The organism is Alkalicoccus saliphilus (assembly GCF_003044065.1).
Taxonomy (GTDB): domain Bacteria; phylum Bacillota; class Bacilli; order Bacillales; family Salisediminibacteriaceae; genus Alkalicoccus; species Alkalicoccus saliphilus.
This window is the reverse complement of the sequence record NZ_PZJJ01000014.1, coordinates 39,604-57,425: the sequence shown is the minus strand read 5'-3', so window position 1 is coordinate 57,425 and position 17,822 is coordinate 39,604. Positions and strand designations below refer to the sequence as shown.

At 43.4% G+C, this 17,822-nt stretch carries 13 protein-coding genes and 1 CRISPR repeat array; of the genes, 7 read left to right on the top strand and 6 right to left on the bottom strand.

The annotated features are described in order from the left end of the window. Positions 1-11 precede the first annotated feature (11 nt). Positions 12-731: a Crp/Fnr family transcriptional regulator gene (locus C6Y45_RS09750; RefSeq protein ID WP_107585033.1), complete on the bottom strand. Its 720-nt coding sequence runs from the start codon at positions 729-731 to the stop codon at positions 12-14. A 237-nt stretch (positions 732-968) separates the two neighbouring features. Here C6Y45_RS09750 and C6Y45_RS09745 point away from each other — a divergent pair, with 237 nt between their 5' ends. The 7 genes from C6Y45_RS09745 to C6Y45_RS09715 all read left to right on the top strand — a co-directional run bounded on the left by C6Y45_RS09745 (position 969) and on the right by C6Y45_RS09715 (position 7,667). After that, entirely contained in the window at positions 969-2,111 is a 1,143-nt protein-coding gene (locus tag C6Y45_RS09745) for an MFS transporter (RefSeq protein WP_107585032.1), read from the top strand. Then, positions 2,108-4,249, top strand: a complete 2,142-nt coding sequence (fdhF, locus tag C6Y45_RS09740; protein ID WP_107585031.1) for a formate dehydrogenase subunit alpha — start codon at positions 2,108-2,110, stop codon at positions 4,247-4,249. Before C6Y45_RS09745 ends, fdhF begins: the two co-directional genes overlap by 4 nt. A 17-nt stretch (positions 4,250-4,266) precedes the next feature. Further along, the gene (locus C6Y45_RS09735; protein ID WP_107585030.1) at positions 4,267-4,809 is read left to right on the top strand and encodes a 4Fe-4S dicluster domain-containing protein; all 543 of its coding nucleotides are present in this window, start codon (positions 4,267-4,269) and stop codon (positions 4,807-4,809) included. A 19-nt stretch (positions 4,810-4,828) separates the two neighbouring features. Continuing rightward, a complete protein-coding gene (locus C6Y45_RS09730) occupies positions 4,829-5,359 on the top strand; it encodes a Rieske 2Fe-2S domain-containing protein (protein ID WP_107585029.1) in 531 nt (176 codons plus the stop codon). Next, positions 5,352-5,552, top strand: a complete 201-nt coding sequence (locus C6Y45_RS09725; protein ID WP_107585028.1) for a hypothetical protein — start codon at positions 5,352-5,354, stop codon at positions 5,550-5,552. Before C6Y45_RS09730 ends, C6Y45_RS09725 begins: the two co-directional genes overlap by 8 nt. 21 nt (positions 5,553-5,573) lie before the next feature. Next, the gene (locus C6Y45_RS09720) at positions 5,574-6,761 is read left to right on the top strand and encodes an MFS transporter (protein WP_107585027.1); all 1,188 of its coding nucleotides are present in this window, start codon (positions 5,574-5,576) and stop codon (positions 6,759-6,761) included. 195 nt (positions 6,762-6,956) lie between these two features. Next, positions 6,957-7,667, top strand: a complete 711-nt coding sequence (locus C6Y45_RS09715) for a Crp/Fnr family transcriptional regulator (protein WP_107585026.1) — start codon at positions 6,957-6,959, stop codon at positions 7,665-7,667. Positions 7,668-7,737: 70 nt separating this feature from the next. On the opposite strand, the gene C6Y45_RS09710 is transcribed toward C6Y45_RS09715, so the two are convergent. From C6Y45_RS09710 to cas9, 5 genes are all read right to left on the bottom strand, one after another. Further along, complete coding sequence (locus tag C6Y45_RS09710) at positions 7,738-8,280, bottom strand: hypothetical protein (protein WP_107585025.1); 543 nt, start codon at positions 8,278-8,280, stop codon at positions 7,738-7,740. A 445-nt stretch (positions 8,281-8,725) separates the two neighbouring features. Further along, positions 8,726-11,926: direct repeats of the CRISPR family, unit length 36 nt; unit sequence ATCTCATATCTACCTAAAACTACAGGGTACTAAAAC. A gap of 16 nt (positions 11,927-11,942) precedes the next feature. Continuing rightward, positions 11,943-12,953, bottom strand: a complete 1,011-nt coding sequence (locus C6Y45_RS09705) for a hypothetical protein (RefSeq protein WP_107585024.1) — start codon at positions 12,951-12,953, stop codon at positions 11,943-11,945. Positions 12,954-12,972: 19 nt separating this feature from the next. Next, the gene (gene cas2, locus C6Y45_RS09700) at positions 12,973-13,281 is read right to left on the bottom strand and encodes a CRISPR-associated endonuclease Cas2 (protein ID WP_107585023.1); all 309 of its coding nucleotides are present in this window, start codon (positions 13,279-13,281) and stop codon (positions 12,973-12,975) included. A gap of 4 nt (positions 13,282-13,285) precedes the next feature. Beyond that, positions 13,286-14,194 carry a type II CRISPR-associated endonuclease Cas1 gene (gene cas1 / locus C6Y45_RS09695; RefSeq protein WP_107585022.1) on the bottom strand — a complete coding sequence of 303 codons (909 nt, stop codon included), beginning with the start codon at positions 14,192-14,194 and terminating at the stop codon, positions 13,286-13,288. Between the two features lie 14 nt (positions 14,195-14,208). Then, entirely contained in the window at positions 14,209-17,325 is a 3,117-nt protein-coding gene (cas9, locus tag C6Y45_RS09690; protein WP_107585021.1) for a type II CRISPR RNA-guided endonuclease Cas9, read from the bottom strand. Between the last annotated feature and the right edge of the window lie 497 nt (positions 17,326-17,822).

Sequence of the window (17,822 nt, the reverse complement as noted above, 5' to 3'; positions counted from 1 at the left end):
TCTTTTTTTCTCTACATGCGGCAGATCCATTCCGGACGGTCTCCGCAGCGGCAGACTTCTTTCAAGTAATCGACATTATGAATATAAAGAAAACCTTCCTCCTGAGAAATAACTTTTTCTTTTTTCAGCTCAGTCAGCAGCCGGTTAACACTTTCCCGGGAAGATCCAATATAGCTTCCGATATCCCCATTTTTCATCTTCTTTTCTATCAGCAGGCCTCTTTTTGTATCTCTTCCGTAAGTTTGAGCAAGTCGAAGCAGTGTTGAACAGAGAGCTCCCCTTTTTCCGTAAAAGGTCAGGTCATGAAGCTTTGCCTGCACTGTTTTCTCCATGAGAGAGGTCCATTTCAGCATATCCACTGCAAAATCACGGCTGCAGCCGACAGCTTTTATAATATCTTCATGACGAATAATCCCCGCTTTCCCTTCCGTTAAAGCATCCGCCTGGTACGTGTGACAATCTTCTGTAAAGCTTACTCCTTCTCCAATCAAATCTTCTTTCCCGGCAATTTGGAATACATACTCTTTGCCATCTGCCTCCTTCCATATTTTCACTTCCCCTTCTATTACAAAAAATAATTTGTCTGCAGGCTCGTTCCTTGAAAAAAGAACCGTGCCCGGCTGAAATGTTTTCCACTCCATTATCCTGTAAAGAATCTGTCTGCTTTCTTTCGAAAAGAAAAATGTACTGCCGGGTGACATCCTCACTGTTTCACTTACAGCAACTGTCATGTAAAAAATCCCTCCATCCCTGAATTTAACTTTAGTATACGGTTTTATACGAAAATGGCAGTGACAAAAATCACTCCTGAAAAAAAGTTCACAGCTCAGTTTCTCCCCCCCCTGCCGCTGCGGTACCGGCTTCTTAAATAATTTTATTTATTTTTTTCTGCTGGTGTGATATTTCTCACAGCCGGAAGACCGCTCCCCGCTTTACAATGAGTTCATTGACAGGAAAGGGGTGAGCACATGCAGCTTGAACGATCTTTTTATTCCAGAGCCAGCATGTATTCTTTTATCGTAGTTATGATTTTAATTCTGCTTATGTGGATTGGAACGGGACAGTTCTCCCATATAGATATAATGCTTTTCGGCTATTTAATTGCTTCGTTTGTTTTCGCGATCGGCATCACGGTCCGTATGGTTTCATGGTCGCTCAGGCCGGCAACACGACAGATGCTGAAACGGAGCTTCTCCAACTTAAAAAACAAAGAAAGAAAAAAACGGAATGTCACCTCGGTTCTTAAAACGGCCGTCGACAACATCGTTCTTCAAAAATTTATTTTTAAGCGGGGCATTTACCGTGGTGTCGCCCACTGGCTGCTTGCCTGGGGATGCATCGGTTCCTTCGCAATCACGTTCGGACTGACTTTCGGATGGATGCATTTCAGCCTCGTCGATCCGGAAACGTATCAGATGGTTGTGATGGGAATTCCCACTATTACGATGCACGCAGATGGTATTTTTGCCGAGCTTGTCTACAACGGACTGAATATTACCGCCATGATGGTGTTTATCGGCGTTCTTATGGCAATTATCCGTCGGAAAACAAACCAGGACGTGCAGGTGACCCAGCGTCCGGAATTCGATCTTCTGCCACTCTACATTTTGATGGCTGTCACAGTAACCGGACTTGTTCTCACGCTTTCCTATAAGTTTATGAACGGGTGGATGCATAACTATCTCGCCCTCATCCACCAGGTGACAGTCGTTCTGTTTCTTGTTTACTTCCCATTCGGCAAGCTGTTCCACCTGCCGATCCGGCCGATGGCTGCCGGGGTTCCGATGAATTATCAGGAAGAAGCCGGAGTTGACACAAGGGGATGTGCCAAGTGCGGCACCCCGTACAGCAGTGATGATCAGATTGAAGACGTCAAAGGCATTCTTGGAGTACAGAACTTCGACCTCCAGATGGCAGACGGCACTTATCTTTCCGACTACTGTCCGGCCTGCCGCCGGCGCATGCGGGTCATGAAGCAGCTGAACCTGGAGCACCAGCACGAAAATCCATACGCGCCGATTCAGACAATGACCGATGTCCAGGTACCCGGCTTCAGCACAGGCCGGTCTGATTCCTACTATAAAGAAGCTGAAGGAGACGAAAAATTATGACGGAATTTATTGCAAAGCCGGGAGTTAAAAACCTGAAGCATGAAGGGGAAAAACTGATCACCACCCACTGCAGCTACTGTGGGATGCAGTGCGGGATGCACATCCGTGTCTCGGAAAAAACAGGAAAAATCAAAGGAGTCGAGCCCCGCTACGACTGGCCGGTCACGCTTGGCAAACTCTGCCCGAAAGGGGTCACTGCCTACCAGCAGATCGATCACCCGGACCGCATCAAACGCCCTCTGATAAAAAAGAAAGGACGCTTTGTCGAAAGCAGCTGGGAAGAAGCGCTTTCCCTCATTGAAAAGAAATTTACAGAGCTTCAGGATAAACACGGCAAAGATTCACTTTCTGTCTTCGGCGGCGTTTCCATGACAAATGAAAAATGCTACCTTGTCGGCAAGTATGCCCGTGTGGCCCTCGGCACCCGCTTTCTCGATTACAACGGCCGCTTCTGCATGAGTTCTGCTGCCGGCGGCTTCATGAAAACATTCGGCATGGACCGGGGCTCCACGCTCCCGTGGACGGAACTTGAGCACAGCGACTGCTTTTTGATTGCCGGATCCAACACAGCCGAATGCCACCCGACAAGCATTCAAATGTTCTGGAAAGCACGGGATAAAGGAGCAAAGATGATCGTTGTCGATCCGCGGGAAACACCGACTGCCCGGATTGCTGACGTCCACCTGGACCTGCTTCCGGGCACCGACTCGGCCCTTGCCAACGGTCTGCTTCACCTGCTGATCAAAGAAGACTTTGTTGACAAAGAATATGTAGAGAACCGCTGCAACAACTTTGAAGAGCTGAAAGCTTCTGTTGAACCATTCACACCGGAATATACGTCCCAGCTGACCGGTGTTGATAAAAATAAGATTATTAAAGCAGCCCGCATCTACGGAAGCTCCCCCCGCTCCGTTGTCATGTTTGCCCGGGGAGTCGAACAGCAGTCCAAAGGTGTGGACAACGTGACGCTCTATACGTCGCTTGCTCTTCTCCGGGGGCAGATCGGCAAGTTCGCTTCCGGCGTCGCTACGTTCACCGGTCAGGGGAACGGCCAGGGCGGACGCGAACACGGACAAAAATCAGATCTTCTTCCCGGCTACCGGAAAATCACGGATCCGGAAGCGGTCAAATACATTTCCGGAGTGTGGGGAATTGATCCGGAAGAAATGCCGAAAGCTGGAGTTTCTGCTTTCGAAATGTTTGATGAAATTCATAAAGGAACGATTCGTGCCATGCACGTTGTTTGCAGCAATCCTGCCGTCTCGGCTCCGGACGCGGAATACGTATGGGAAGCTTTTAAAAAGCTCGATTTTCTTGTCGTTAACGACTTCTTTCTTTCGGAGACAGCCGAATTTGCAGATGTCGTGCTGCCGACAACCACATGGGCAGAAGACGAAGGAACGACCACCAACCTGGAAGGACGGGTGATCCGCATCCGGAAATCCATCGAACCGCTCCATGAATCCAAAACCGACTGGCAGATTTTCAAGGAAATTGCTGCACGTCTCGGAAAAGGAAAGCATTTTGATTACAGCAGTCCACGGGAAATATTTGAGGAATTCCGCCTGGCAACAAAAGGCGGCAAAGCGGATTATTCCGGCATTACTTACGAACGCATTGATAAAGAGGACGGCGTTTTCTGGCCGTGTCCATCGGAAGACCACCCGGGGACGCCGACGGTTTTTAAAGAAACATTTGCTACCCCGAATGGAAAAGCGAACCTGCCTGCTGTTTCGTGGCAGGAACCGGATGAAACGCCGTCAGAAGAATTTCCGATCCGTCTTACGACCGGCCGTGTCGTCTTTCACTACCTTTCCGGCAATCAGACGAGACGAATCGACTTTTTGATGGAGCAGTGCCCGGTCCCATTTGCCGAAATGCATCCGGAACTGGCTTCCAGATACAACATGCAGGACGGAGAAAAAATCCGCGTTACTACGCCTCGCAGCACGATGGAACTGGAAGTGAGGCTCACAAAGGCCACAAGAAACGATATTATTTTTGTCCCTTATCACTGGGGAAAGGAACTCGCCGTCAATAAACTGACAAACGCGGCTCTGGATCCGACGTCACGCATGCCGGAATTTAAAGTCTGTGCTGCCAGGATTGAAAAGCTCGAACAAAAAGCCGGCCACTAAACGAAGGAGGAAGTTGTATGAATAAAATCATGTACCTGGAATTTGAACGATGTATCGGCTGCCGCGCCTGCCAGGCTGCCTGCCGGGAGTGCGGGGACCACGATGCGAAAGAACGGAACTATGTAGAGCACGTGGACTTTATGGAGAGCAGACAGACCTTCCCGATGATGTGCATGCAGTGCAAGGACCCGGCCTGTGCCCGCGTCTGCCCGGCCAATGCCATTCAGATTACCGAAGAGGGCGTGGTTTTATCCGCCTCCGAAGAAAAATGTATCGGCTGCCGCAACTGCACGTTCGGATGTCCATTCGGCATTCCAAAATTCGATTTCGAGCAGAACAAAATGTACAAGTGTGATATGTGCTACGACCGTTCCAAGCACGATATCGCCCCGATGTGTGCTTCGGTCTGTCCGAGTGATGCGATCCGTTTCATCGATTTTGACGAAATGCAGTCTCTCCGCAGACGACGTACGCAGATGAACCTTGTTGAAGGTAAAAAACCGACAGAGCAGGACAAATGGAAGTACGTACCGGAATTCTTCGGAGTATATTCAGATTAATGGATAGGAGCGAAATAGTATGAACAGCACTAAAAACAATAGACATCAGACAGGCAGCCGCGATGAAATGGTGGAGCTCGTCAACAACGTTAACCGGGTCGACGATATTAAACTGAACCGCCGCGCTTTTTTAAAGGCCACAGCCGGAGCTTCCATCGCTCTCGGACTCGCTACGCTGCCATTTTCCGTTCATGCAGCGTTTGGAGACTTCGAAGATGAGGAGAACCGTCTGGAAATTATTCCGCTGGCAGACCTGCCGAAAGGTTCTTCCGTCACGTTCAACTATCCGACCGACAACGACCCGGCGCTTCTCGTCCATACGATGGCCGGCGAACTGAAAGCCTACAATAGTGCCTGCACGCATCTGATGTGCCCGGTTTTTTATGAAAAAGAAGAGGAAGTGCTTCTCTGCCCGTGCCATAAAGGCTACTTTGACCTGAACAGCGGTCATCCAACGGCCGGGCCGCCGCAGCGGGAACTTCCGAAGATTGAAACAGAGGTAGTCAACGGGATTGTCTACGCGGTAGACAGGCAGGTCCGTCATGGGTAAAAAAGCGTGCTGGACACTGATCGTTCTGACCGTTGTCGTCAACGTCGTCATGCTTCAATGGACGATTGAAGCCTACCTCGGCCATGAATTTGATAAGGTCTTTCAGTATTCCACCGTGGCTTTTCTTTCTGCTCTTTTTGCCGGAAGCATTCTTCTTGTATGGCGGAGAATGGAATACAGACCAGCAGAGTAAACGATAAAGGATGGGATCACAATGACACAGGATTTACAAACAAGCAGACGCATACTGATATTATCCACACTCGGCATGGCCCTTGCTTTTACTGTCTGGGCCGCTCTTTCACCGCTGGCCAGCCACTTCGGAGAGCTTTATGGGCTCACAGCAACCGAAAGAAGTATCCTTGTTGCGGTGCCTGTACTTCTCGGCTCGGTGATGAGAATTCCCGCGGGGATTCTAGCCGACCGGTATGGCGGCAGAAAAACTTTCACGTTTCTTATGCTCTTTACAATCGTCCCACTGGCAGGGATCGGCTTCTCCACCTCGTTTGCCTCGCTGCTATTCTGGGCGTTTCTTCTCGGCCTTGCCGGAGCTTCCTTTGCCGTGTCCATCACGTTTGTTTCCAAATGGACGCCGCCGGAAAAGCAGGGCACCGCTCTCGGCATTAACGGCCTCGGCAACTTTGGTACCGCTCTCGCCGGATTTACTTTGCCTTCGATTGCTCTGTTCTTTGGTCTTCAGTGGGCGTTCTGGGGACTGATTATTCCGGTTCTCATTATGGCAGCGCTGCTCTGGTTCTGGACACCGGAAACACCCCAGACAGGCGAAAAGAAAACCTTTCTCGGTTCTCTTTCTGTCACAAAGTACAAAAACACGTGGGTCCTCTCCCTGTTTTATTTTGTCACGTTCGGGGCATTCGTCGCTTTCGGAATTTACCTGCCGATACTGTTGATGGATCTTTACGCCCTGACAGCAGTGGATGCCGGTATGCGCGCTGCGGGATTTGTTGTGCTTGCAACCATAGCCAGACCGCTCGGCGGGTATCTCGGGGACAAAATCGGTGCAGGACGTGTGCTGACTTATGTATTCATGGGTATTGCTGCCGGGGCACTTATTATCAGCTTCGGTATGGGAAGTATTATCGTCATGACGGCAGCCTGTCTTCTTGTGGCTGCTTTGACCGGTGTCGGCAACGGGGCGGTGTTTAAACTTGTCCCGGAACTGTTTCCAAAAGCAACCGGCGCAGTCACCGGCTTTGTCGGCGCTGCCGGCGGACTCGGCGGCTTCTTCCCTCCGCTTCTTCTCGGCTCGATTCGGGACATGATCGGCACTTACACACTTGGCTTCCTGCTCCTTGCCCTGCTGTCTGTCGTATGTCTTCTTATAAACAAGCGGCGGTTCGATCAGAGCACCCGTGTGTCTCTTGCCGGTGCAGAAGCATAGTGTAAATAAAAAAGTTCAGGGAACATTTTCTCTGAACTTTTTTGTTCCTTAAAGCATTCGGTATTTTTTAAAGCGAAAGAAAAAATAACCATGACTTTATAACTATATTTTATCTATGTATTTACTTTTATCTGGAATGACCCTATACTTTATTTAGTCTTATAATCGCTTGTTTGACGGAAGAAAGGGGCTATCATGCTGAAGCAGGAATATAAATTACGACGTTTTTTCGATCAATTGTCAGAGCAGAATAAACAGCTTCTGCTGGATAACGGCACCAAAAAGAAATACAGAAAACATACGGTGCTTTTCAGCGAAGGGGAGCAGCCGGATCACGTCTACCTTGTGCTTTCCGGAATGGTCCGTCTCAGTAAAATGACAATGGATGGAAAAGAATTTTCCCTTCATCTAAAGCAGAAAGATGAACTCGTCGGGGAAGTGGGGCTCTTCAATCAAATGGCGATCAGTGTGACAGCAACTGTAGAAGAAGATGCCGAACTTGTCCGCTTCAGCCGGCTGACGCTTGAAAAGCTGTTTGAAGAACACGGGGAAATCGCCGTAGCCTTCATGAAATGGTTCGCCACCCACACCCAGTCGACGCAGGCAAAATTCCGCGATTTAATTTTATGCGGTAAGAAAGGCGGCCTGTATTCCACGCTGATCCGCTTCAGCAATTCCTACGGGGAGGAGCACAAAGACGGTACGATGATCCGCGTGCAATTGACGAATCAGGACATCGCCCAGTTTATCGGCACGACCCGGGAAGGGGTCAACCGCCTGATGAACGAATTAAAAAAAGAAAGTATTGTTTCCTACGAGGGTCCTTATATTATCCTCCGCGACGTTCAGTATTTGAAAGACTTCCTTCAGTGCGGAGACTGCCCGGTGGAAGTATGTACGATATAGAATAAAACTGCCCCGCACCTGGCGGGGCAGTTTTATCGTATTTCCATGTAGTTTTTCCGTACCGGACTGCTTAAATAAATTCGCCGGTCGGCTTCACAGCAAGGCGGTTTCCCTGCACCCGGACTTCCCCATCTGTGCTGAGAAGAACACATTCTGTTACGATGTGCTCATCGTTCACAATTTTATCCGTATATTCCATGAGAAGCCCACTCCACGTCCCACTCTCTTTGGACACCTCCACTTTCTGTCCTTCCATGGAGCGGTGCTTCGCTTTCAGTAGATAAGCTTTCCACTTTTTCCATTGATGGTAAAGGCAGGCTTTTTCCCCGCTTTCCAGGTAGCCCATCAGTGCCCCGCTGTCATCCACTTCTGCCTTGAGACCTTCAGCCAGGAGAACAGAAGCCCCGTGAACCGCTTCATAATCCTCAAATGATAAATCCCCTGAAAATTTCAGGCGGATTCCGTCCTCCACTTTTTCTGCAAGAACCGACTCGCGCTTTTTGCTGAGCTTCTTATCGAGAAACCATCCTTCTCTCGCTTTAGTAAAGCCTGCTTCTGCAAAAGCCTCTTCTATATTCTGCTCATTTATCGAATAAAGCTGAATGTGCAGCATGTTCATCTCTCCTTTTTCTCTAATAAATAAAGAATATCAGAGAAGATACTAAACAGGCTGTGAGGAAAGTCACAGCCTGCAATGAATTTATGAGCTTTCAGCTAAAACTTCTAAATTTCAGGTTATCGAGCCGGGGGTGACAGGCCGATTTTCTGTAAAGGTCAGCCTCCGTTTCCATGGGGACGCTTTCCGGGCGGGACGGCCTCAGCTAATTCCACCCTCCGCCCCGTCGGTCGGAGTGGATCTTCGGCTCGTCCTCTATCGCCCCGGAGTCACCCCATTCCTACTTCGGCTAAAATACGTGAAGGCTTGTTTCGGGATGTTTTATTACGCAGAAACATCTGCTTTTTGAGGAGGAATCCTTTTCCAGTTCATATCTTCAATACCTAACTACTGAAACTACAAGGTACTAAAACGCAACGTGTCCTAACTCTCATCTGTGATTATCTCATATCTAATTAAAACCATAGGGTACTAAAACAAACGTTGTGCATTGGGAAGTTACCCTCTAAATCTCATATCTACCTAAAACTACAGGGTACTAAAACCTTTACTTGGTTTGCCTGCCACTCTTTTAAATCTCATATCTACCTAAAACTACAGGGTACTAAAACGGTGATCGGCAAACTCTTTGATGGAGCTTGATCTCATATCTACCTAAAACTACAGGGTACTAAAACCTTGGACTTGCTGCTTTCCTTGCCTTGCGATCTCATATCTACCTAAAACTACAGGGTACTAAAACTGTTCAAAGCCGCTCCCGTCTGTTTCCGGGATCTCATATCTACCTAAAACTACAGGGTACTAAAACAGCTCTCTTCTGCAGTTCTTCCAGCCGTTCATCTCATATCTACCTAAAACTACAGGGTACTAAAACGTTTTCAGCCTGCTTGTTGAACATGACCACATCTCATATCTACCTAAAACTACAGGGTACTAAAACTACCTTCTCGTTGCCGTCACCGTCTGCCACATCTCATATCTACCTAAAACTACAGGGTACTAAAACATTTAATTAAAATCCTTACTCTCTTGTTGTATCTCATATCTACCTAAAACTACAGGGTACTAAAACTAGTTCGGCGGCTTCTTCCATGTATATTTTATCTCATATCTACCTAAAACTACAGGGTACTAAAACGTTCCAATCCTCGCACAACTTCAAACTTTTATCTCATATCTACCTAAAACTACAGGGTACTAAAACTTAACATGTCGCTCGCCATATTGCTGATTGATCTCATATCTACCTAAAACTACAGGGTACTAAAACAGTGTACGTGAGGGTGTGATACTTCCCCAGATCTCATATCTACCTAAAACTACAGGGTACTAAAACCACGTGGTCTTCTGCAGTATATTCCGCAGAATCTCATATCTACCTAAAACTACAGGGTACTAAAACCTCTGAACATCCTTTGCTATTTCTTCTAACATCTCATATCTACCTAAAACTACAGGGTACTAAAACGGAGGTTGTCGCTGAGAGCGTGCAATTCTATCTCATATCTACCTAAAACTACAGGGTACTAAAACTATCCCGGACATGATCAACGCGATTGTCAAATCTCATATCTACCTAAAACTACAGGGTACTAAAACCCCTCGTTATTGTCGAAACTTCTTACTTGTATCTCATATCTACCTAAAACTACAGGGTACTAAAACTGTCCCTGTCAAGGTGCTGGTGATGTTTCCAATCTCATATCTACCTAAAACTACAGGGTACTAAAACTATCCATTTCCTGACGAGCGCGGAAGGATTATCTCATATCTACCTAAAACTACAGGGTACTAAAACTCCGGCTTCATGTGCAATCGTTTTAAAGTTATCTCATATCTACCTAAAACTACAGGGTACTAAAACTTCAACCGCTCGGTACATGCCACTGACCATATCTCATATCTACCTAAAACTACAGGGTACTAAAACGGCGATGTGCCTAAATATGCGCTTGGTATCATCTCATATCTACCTAAAACTACAGGGTACTAAAACAGACGAACAATCCACCCTGGTCAACACTTTATCTCATATCTACCTAAAACTACAGGGTACTAAAACGCCTCTGGACAGCTGTGAAAGGACAATGACATCTCATATCTACCTAAAACTACAGGGTACTAAAACAACCGGACGCCGACCACTGGAAGCAGGAAGATCTCATATCTACCTAAAACTACAGGGTACTAAAACCGGGAAGATGAAAGACACCGGAAAGACCATATCTCATATCTACCTAAAACTACAGGGTACTAAAACAAGCCGAAAGATCCACGAAGTGCCGGCGCTATCTCATATCTACCTAAAACTACAGGGTACTAAAACGTGTACCCTTGTCCTGAAAGGCTGTCTGATATCTCATATCTACCTAAAACTACAGGGTACTAAAACTGTCGGCATGATGTAGCCTCCTATTCTTCTATCTCATATCTACCTAAAACTACAGGGTACTAAAACTGCATCGCTCTTCTACCGGATGACCAGCAGATCTCATATCTACCTAAAACTACAGGGTACTAAAACTAGTCGAATAGTGATTTCTACTTCTTTTCCATCTCATATCTACCTAAAACTACAGGGTACTAAAACGCGATCACCCGCGCTTCAATCGCAGAGAAATCTCATATCTACCTAAAACTACAGGGTACTAAAACCTAAGATTTTTTTACAAAAAAAGAGGGAGAATCTCATATCTACCTAAAACTACAGGGTACTAAAACTGCGTATTGCGTTGATGCTTCGGGATTTTAATCTCATATCTACCTAAAACTACAGGGTACTAAAACGGACTCCTTGTTCGACAGCACGAAAGAAAATCTCATATCTACCTAAAACTACAGGGTACTAAAACACGGGAACCATAATAGGATAACCATCTACAATCTCATATCTACCTAAAACTACAGGGTACTAAAACCCCTGCCGCACCCTCGCCTGCAGGTCATCCATCTCATATCTACCTAAAACTACAGGGTACTAAAACCTATCGACTGCTGAAGCCTCTCACTGTTGCATCTCATATCTACCTAAAACTACAGGGTACTAAAACGATAAAGCCGGTGAAATCAAGCACCGCATTATCTCATATCTACCTAAAACTACAGGGTACTAAAACAAACAATGTTAGTAAGATTCCAGCAATAAATCTCATATCTACCTAAAACTACAGGGTACTAAAACACAAAGCTACATTAATTAAGTTAGCTGATCATCTCATATCTACCTAAAACTACAGGGTACTAAAACTGAGTGTCATCAGCTCCGCGATGGTAGCAGATCTCATATCTACCTAAAACTACAGGGTACTAAAACTTCATTTTGATGCCGTATCATATTGCTCTTATCTCATATCTACCTAAAACTACAGGGTACTAAAACTGATATCTCGAATAATCCCTCCGCCTTCTCATCTCATATCTACCTAAAACTACAGGGTACTAAAACAGCACAAGGTGAGGATAACGTGGGATCCGAATCTCATATCTACCTAAAACTACAGGGTACTAAAACGAGCGGAAAGAATTTCGTCCCGGTTGTCTTATCTCATATCTACCTAAAACTACAGGGTACTAAAACGGAGGCAATAACAAATGAATAGCATTACAGATCTCATATCTACCTAAAACTACAGGGTACTAAAACAGCTGCTGAAATTTTTTCATATTTCAGCATAAGTTTTTGTGAACTGTTTCATCGCTTCACTCATCACCTCCCATTGTAGATCAAGCTGAAAATCAAAATGCTGCTTGTTCATAAAATAGATCAAAACATATAGTTCTATTTCTTTGAAAACAGCAATGTCAGCAATTTTATAATTTGAAACCACCGGGGTGGTTTCAAGATTTTCAGCATAGTATTGTATTATATTCGAGAAAGCCTCGTATATTTCCTCTTTAGAGTAATCGAGCGGAGCGTTCCACACCATATCCTCGATAAGCTCCTCATCAAACTGCTGCTTTTTCCAAATAAACATATTATTTTCAAATAAATTCTCTGCCAGAAAATACTTTGACTTAGACAATACAATAATTGTTATTTGATTAGAGAAACTTTTAAGCATTTTTTTCATTTCTTCCTGCTCTTTAGGGCTGAGAAGATGCTCTGGATAGAAATAAATTATATAAGGAGCTGCTTTACTGGAATCTTTTACAGATTTGATGTAGTAAGGAAATAATTTTCGAATTCGTTCATAGGCAAACCGGTAGTCTATCTCTTCTTCTGTGGAAAAAGCAACTTCCATAGACTTCATAAAACTTTCTGATGTAAACTGCTTTGACTTAAGCGGAATAGTTGTGTCTGTTAGCTGCACCACATCTTCAATTAACGTATTAATGGTTTGAAGATAGCCATGAAACTCGGGGAGTCGTGAGAAATCGTTCTTTATTTGCTGCTTAAAAAGAGATTTTGCTCCAAGCTTTACTTCTTCTAAAAGATCCATATTTGAAATCATAAAAAATTGTGCCTGATTATGAGTTATTTCCTCCTCATCATTCGCTATATCAATTACTTTTAATTGATCCTTCATTTTAGAACGGGGCTGAAAAAAATCTGTAAGCCGTTCTAAAAAATTTTGCTCATTAAAGGAATGATTATCCATAATGCATGTGTAGGGAGAAACATTCATATTAATAGTATGATTTTCTTCCTGAATAAGCCATTCCGATCTCATCTTCCCCCTCCTTTTTATTTTAAAGTTCCAATGTTCTATTATCTCCCAGTAAAGCAATATTTTTATCTTCTTCCCCCACTAAAATCATCATTTTTTCAAACTGTTTTTCTGTAATCACCATGGCCCGCACATGACCATCTTTAGGAATATATTTCTTCACATTATTTACTACCATATCCGCTGCATCCTTATTTGCACAGGAACGGATGTAAATAGAATACTGCATCATTAAAAATCCATCTTCGATCAGCTTCTTCCGAAAACGTGTATACGTACGGACCTGGGCTCTGGTCTCTACGGGAAGATCGAACATAATAAATACGCGCATAAATCTATAACTCATGAAACTGTAATTTATGTGTATTTGGAAGATGAATTTTTTCAACAGCCCAGTTTTCATCAAAGTAATCTATAACCGACCCAATAAATATATCTATTGCCCTTATCACCGTCTGCATTTTTCCGTTAATCAGCACTTTGCAATGAAGCAGATTAATTAACTGCAGGCGGTACGACTTAGTTAGAAATTCTTCGGGGGGATTACCCATAACGAAGGCATCTACTACCGGACGGAACGGCTCAATAAAATCGGAGGCCAGGTTAAATGGGTTTCTTTCCCCTTTGTGATGGACACCTACACTCGGCAGTAAGCCTTTGGCTGAAATCGTCCTTGCAACCGCTGCATTTACTACTGCATACCCGTAATTAAGGGCTGCATTCTCTACTATAGAATCGTCTGATCTTTGGTAGGAGTCATCGAAAACAGAATGAAAATACAGTCTTGCTGCCTGTGCTTCAGTATTTTTTGTGTCATGATCCTCCACTTCTGATGCCAGCATAAGCAGCCTGTTGATTCGATCCTGTTCCACATTTAAACGGTCAAGAACTCTCGATTGATTGAATATTTTCTGAGAAATGATTGTTTTCCATAGCCTTCCCTTCTTTTCTTCATCCCATTCAAGCTGTCTCATAATACGTTTATGCTGTCCGTGATGACCGGACATAGGCATAAGCTGAGCTTCCGGAAGGTGCTTTGGTCCGCAGAACATAACAAGAATATTGTGGTTGACGAGTTCAATAATTAATCTGCTCGTTATTTTACAGGACAAGTCTTCTATTACGACTGAAAAAATATCACTGAGCGGTATTTTTAGTTCATCGTCTCCCCGTTTTACTTTTAGGCTGTTCAAATGAAGCGAAAGCTGGTCAATACGAGTAATATGAACAACTCTCCAGGACATCTAATTCCCCCTGTTTAAAACTTTTTTGGATAATACATTTTCCGGTTTTCCTTCTGGCTATCAAACACATCCCCTATACAATTAACATTAATTTTTTCTAATTTTTTTGTGTTTTTACTAACATAGGGTCTCAAACGTTTGTCAGACTTCTTGTTAACATAGTCAAGTTCAATGGCGTTTCTTTCATCGCTGTTTACACCAATAAACCGGTATTCTTCCCCGTTAAGGTTTAAATAATTTCCTTCATATAAGGTAAACAAAAAGTCAGCTTCAGCAGGTATACTTTTCTTTTTCAATTTATTACTGTAAGCTTCTTCCGGAATAACATATCCATTTTCCACTTCCTGAAGATCATCGTAAGTTACGGAAACAAATTTATACTTTTCATTATCCTGATATACATCCATTCGGAATGATTTTAGAGAAAGTGCCACCACCCGTTTTGTAGTCCCTTTATATTTTTCTGAAAGGTCTTTGTGAGTGCCAAGCTTATTACCGCGGTATTTTAGGGATTTAATCACAGGACCGTTTTGTTTTTTGCTGTATTTATGAAGCTTTTTCCCTTCTTCCTGTGCATAGGCAGCTAAAGGGTTTTTTGCATCAGCATACCTGTTCATAATTGTTTCCAGATTTTCAAATGTTTTCGGATCATTCTCATACATTAGAAAAACTGTCGGATCCTTCTCGAATTTCTTTTTCAGCTCTTCACTTTTAGGATCATACAGATTGCTGATTTTATTAATGATAAACTCTTCCTCTCCATATTCACGAGTGGAATAAAGAGTATCGTTCATCAGCTGCCGGTTTGGCTTTTGGTCCACTCTTCTGGAATATTTAAAGCCTTGATAATTTTTAATCGCCTGGATTTTAAAATATTTATTAGTAAAGGCAGCATCGAAGTCACTTTCGTTTAACACTTCTCCTGTTTCTTCGTCAAGAAGTCTTCCGGCCTCTAAAAGTTTGTTCTGCACTTCCAGTTCCTTCTTTTCTGCCAGCAGTCTCGTACCCATGGCAGCAATCAGTGCATCTTCCGCATGATGCTTATAATCTTCTTCCCTGTCTTTTTTAAATTTCCATAATTTCCTTAAATAATTAGTAAATGACCCATTAATCGTCTTAACCTTAACTTCTTTATTATTTGCTTCAAAATAGGAAGTCAGGAACAAATAAAGTTCTCTTGTGGCATATCTCGTGTCTACCAGATTTCTATTAATAAACTCTTTCTGGACGGTGTACTTGTTTATATCTCTTTCTTCAAGCAGGTACTGCTGCTTTTTTTTAGGCATTTTATCTTTGCTTTTAGCGAGCTGAAGCACGTGCGTCTGATAAGCTTCATAGGATATAACCCCTTCACCGGACTTTAAATATTGATAAGGGGTTCTGTTCCCCTTCTTTTGATTTTCGTCTATAAGCACCAGAACTTTATTTGCCTGAGAATCATCAAAGGAAACAGATCTTGGAATTATATGATCTACTTCATAATGAGTAGGGTTCTCCAGTAGATTCTCCAGAGAGATTGATTTGTGAGAATAAAGACACTTCCCATCCTGCAGATGCCACAGCCGGAGTTTTTGAAATATCCCCGGTACAGTTTTTAATTTTTTTTCATTTAATGCATCTCTTACCTTTTGATTTAAAGCTTCATTTTCTTTCTGCAGTTTAGTAAGAAATCGTTTCTGATCCTGACTGTTATTTTCTCTTGCCAGTTCAATAACAATAGCCGCCGGTTCACCATACTTTTTTATAAGAGCATTCAGCACCCTGATGGACTGCGTAAACGATCTTTTTACTACCGGGGAGAGAATAAGTTCTTCCACGTATTCATCCGGAATCAATTTTCTTCCTTCAAGGGGGACTTTCCTCGGTTTTAAACCGTGGTCGGTAAACAACTGCATTTGATTCTTGGACGTATCCCACAAATCTGGAAGCAGAAGACGGATAGCTTTCAAGCTTAATGCGTGAGTTTTAGTGAAATTTATTTGAGAAAGCTGCTGTAACTTTTTATCAGAAATAGATAAGTTTAAATCTTTTAATTGCTCTTCTTTTTCTTCGACCTCCTGCCAGATCGTTGCTATCTCAGCAATTCTTTCTTGAAGATCGATATCTATTTCTGCGAGAGCCGGATCAATTTTACTTAAAGTGTAATAAAAGGTTAAAGGGGTAAATTCTGCGGTCCCATTCTTTTTCACACGATACCCTCGAATATCTTTTTCATTTAACTTCAATGTTTTAGCAATGTGCTTTAATTTAGGCTCTTTTACCTTTTGAAACACTTCTTTAACCAACACTTCTTTTTCTTCTTTAGTAAGTTTAGTATTTTCCTCTCTCATTATATTGAGATTGTTTAAATCATTTAATAAATTAAACATTTCAGCAGATGGAGAAGTTTTTACCGAGCGAACTTCCTCGGGGAAATAACTACAGAAACCCATCATTTTTTTATACCAGACTTCTATGTCCTGATCCCATCCATAAGGACTTCCTTCTCCAGGTCCCTCATAATAAGTTCGTCTAGTTTCTAATAAACCAAGAAAATCATCTATAAAACCATTTGTAATACGTTCTTCGTGTTTCTGCTGCTCAAAAAGTATTGCTTCTGCCTCTTCCAAATATGCTTTCGTAGGAAAACGATTACGGGAACCTCGAACTTCTCCTTCCTGAAGAAGTCTTTCCAGCTGGATTTCTGCTATGTACTTTGTACGCAGGAGTCTGTCATTTTTCTGAATTTGCTCCTTTGTCGAAAGTTCATTTGTCATGTCGTCCTCATCTAAATCAGATGCATCTACATTGTGAATACCTCTTCTTTTAACTAAGTGGGTTAAAGCTGTAACAAGTTCTTCTTCTTGTAATTTATTATGTAATCCTTTCACACGAAGATGGTACGGACAGCCATCACTTCTATCTTCACTAAAGCCGTTCTTCTTTAACAGTTCAATAGTCCGGTCTATACGATGTTTTCTTCTTCTCTGCAGACGTCTCGAGCTGCGTTTTGCACGTCTACCTTCATTATTTGAAACATCTGCTTCTGGATAAAGACGCACTCCCGCTTCCACTATTTGATCTTTATCATCTATAACACCGAATCCTACTGAGGCTATGCCGATGTCCAGACCTATGGTGTATGAATTCATCAATAATCCTCCCCCTGTATTTTTTGTCTTATAGGTATAATAACACGTTAAATGTATAATAATGTAAATAAAAACAAAAAAAAGAACCGCATAAGCGGTTCTTTTAGGTCCTATAGGACCAAAGCCGGCACTAAGGCCTTGTTTTAGTAGATCCTATAGTCTTAGGTAGATATACAGCCCGTCGGCTGTTATGAGATAATTCTAATTATATACAAAAAAGTAAATAATGTCAAACAGTTTTGTATATCGAATGCATTTTGCATCTCCTGGGTATTGTTCATGCAAAAAATACGTATACTGGGAGACCCAATGGGAAATATTAACTAGTAGAAAATCGCAGTGAAAGACGGCGACTCCCGGAGGATGATGCGCAGTCTGAAGATCCAATTTCGCGAAGGTTTTTTTCGCGAAATTTAGCTGAAGCCAAGCCCTCGGGAAAGCGTCCGTCTGAAACGGAGATTATACCTCTTCATAAAATGCGGTTTATTACAGGGCCT

Bases quoted from the DNA above. Each gene is read 5' to 3' on its own strand.
- fdhF (WP_107585031.1), top strand. From the start codon at position 2,108: ATGACGGAATTTATTGCAAAGCCGGGAGTTAAAAACCTGAAGCATGAA.
- C6Y45_RS09720 (WP_107585027.1), top strand. From the start codon at position 5,574: ATGACACAGGATTTACAAACAAGCAGACGCATACTGATATTATCCACA.
- cas2 (WP_107585023.1), bottom strand. From the start codon at position 13,281: ATGCGCGTATTTATTATGTTCGATCTTCCCGTAGAGACCAGAGCCCAG.
- C6Y45_RS09745 (WP_107585032.1), top strand. From the start codon at position 969: ATGCAGCTTGAACGATCTTTTTATTCCAGAGCCAGCATGTATTCTTTT.
- C6Y45_RS09750 (WP_107585033.1), bottom strand. From the start codon at position 731: ATGACAGTTGCTGTAAGTGAAACAGTGAGGATGTCACCCGGCAGTACA.
- C6Y45_RS09710 (WP_107585025.1), bottom strand. From the start codon at position 8,280: ATGCTGCACATTCAGCTTTATTCGATAAATGAGCAGAATATAGAAGAG.
- cas1 (WP_107585022.1), bottom strand. From the start codon at position 14,194: ATGTCCTGGAGAGTTGTTCATATTACTCGTATTGACCAGCTTTCGCTT.
- C6Y45_RS09715 (WP_107585026.1), top strand. From the start codon at position 6,957: ATGCTGAAGCAGGAATATAAATTACGACGTTTTTTCGATCAATTGTCA.
- C6Y45_RS09725 (WP_107585028.1), top strand. From the start codon at position 5,352: ATGGGTAAAAAAGCGTGCTGGACACTGATCGTTCTGACCGTTGTCGTC.
- C6Y45_RS09705 (WP_107585024.1), bottom strand. From the start codon at position 12,953: ATGAGATCGGAATGGCTTATTCAGGAAGAAAATCATACTATTAATATG.
- cas9 (WP_107585021.1), bottom strand. From the start codon at position 17,325: ATGAATTCATACACCATAGGTCTGGACATCGGCATAGCCTCAGTAGGA.
- C6Y45_RS09730 (WP_107585029.1), top strand. From the start codon at position 4,829: ATGAACAGCACTAAAAACAATAGACATCAGACAGGCAGCCGCGATGAA.
- C6Y45_RS09735 (WP_107585030.1), top strand. From the start codon at position 4,267: ATGAATAAAATCATGTACCTGGAATTTGAACGATGTATCGGCTGCCGC.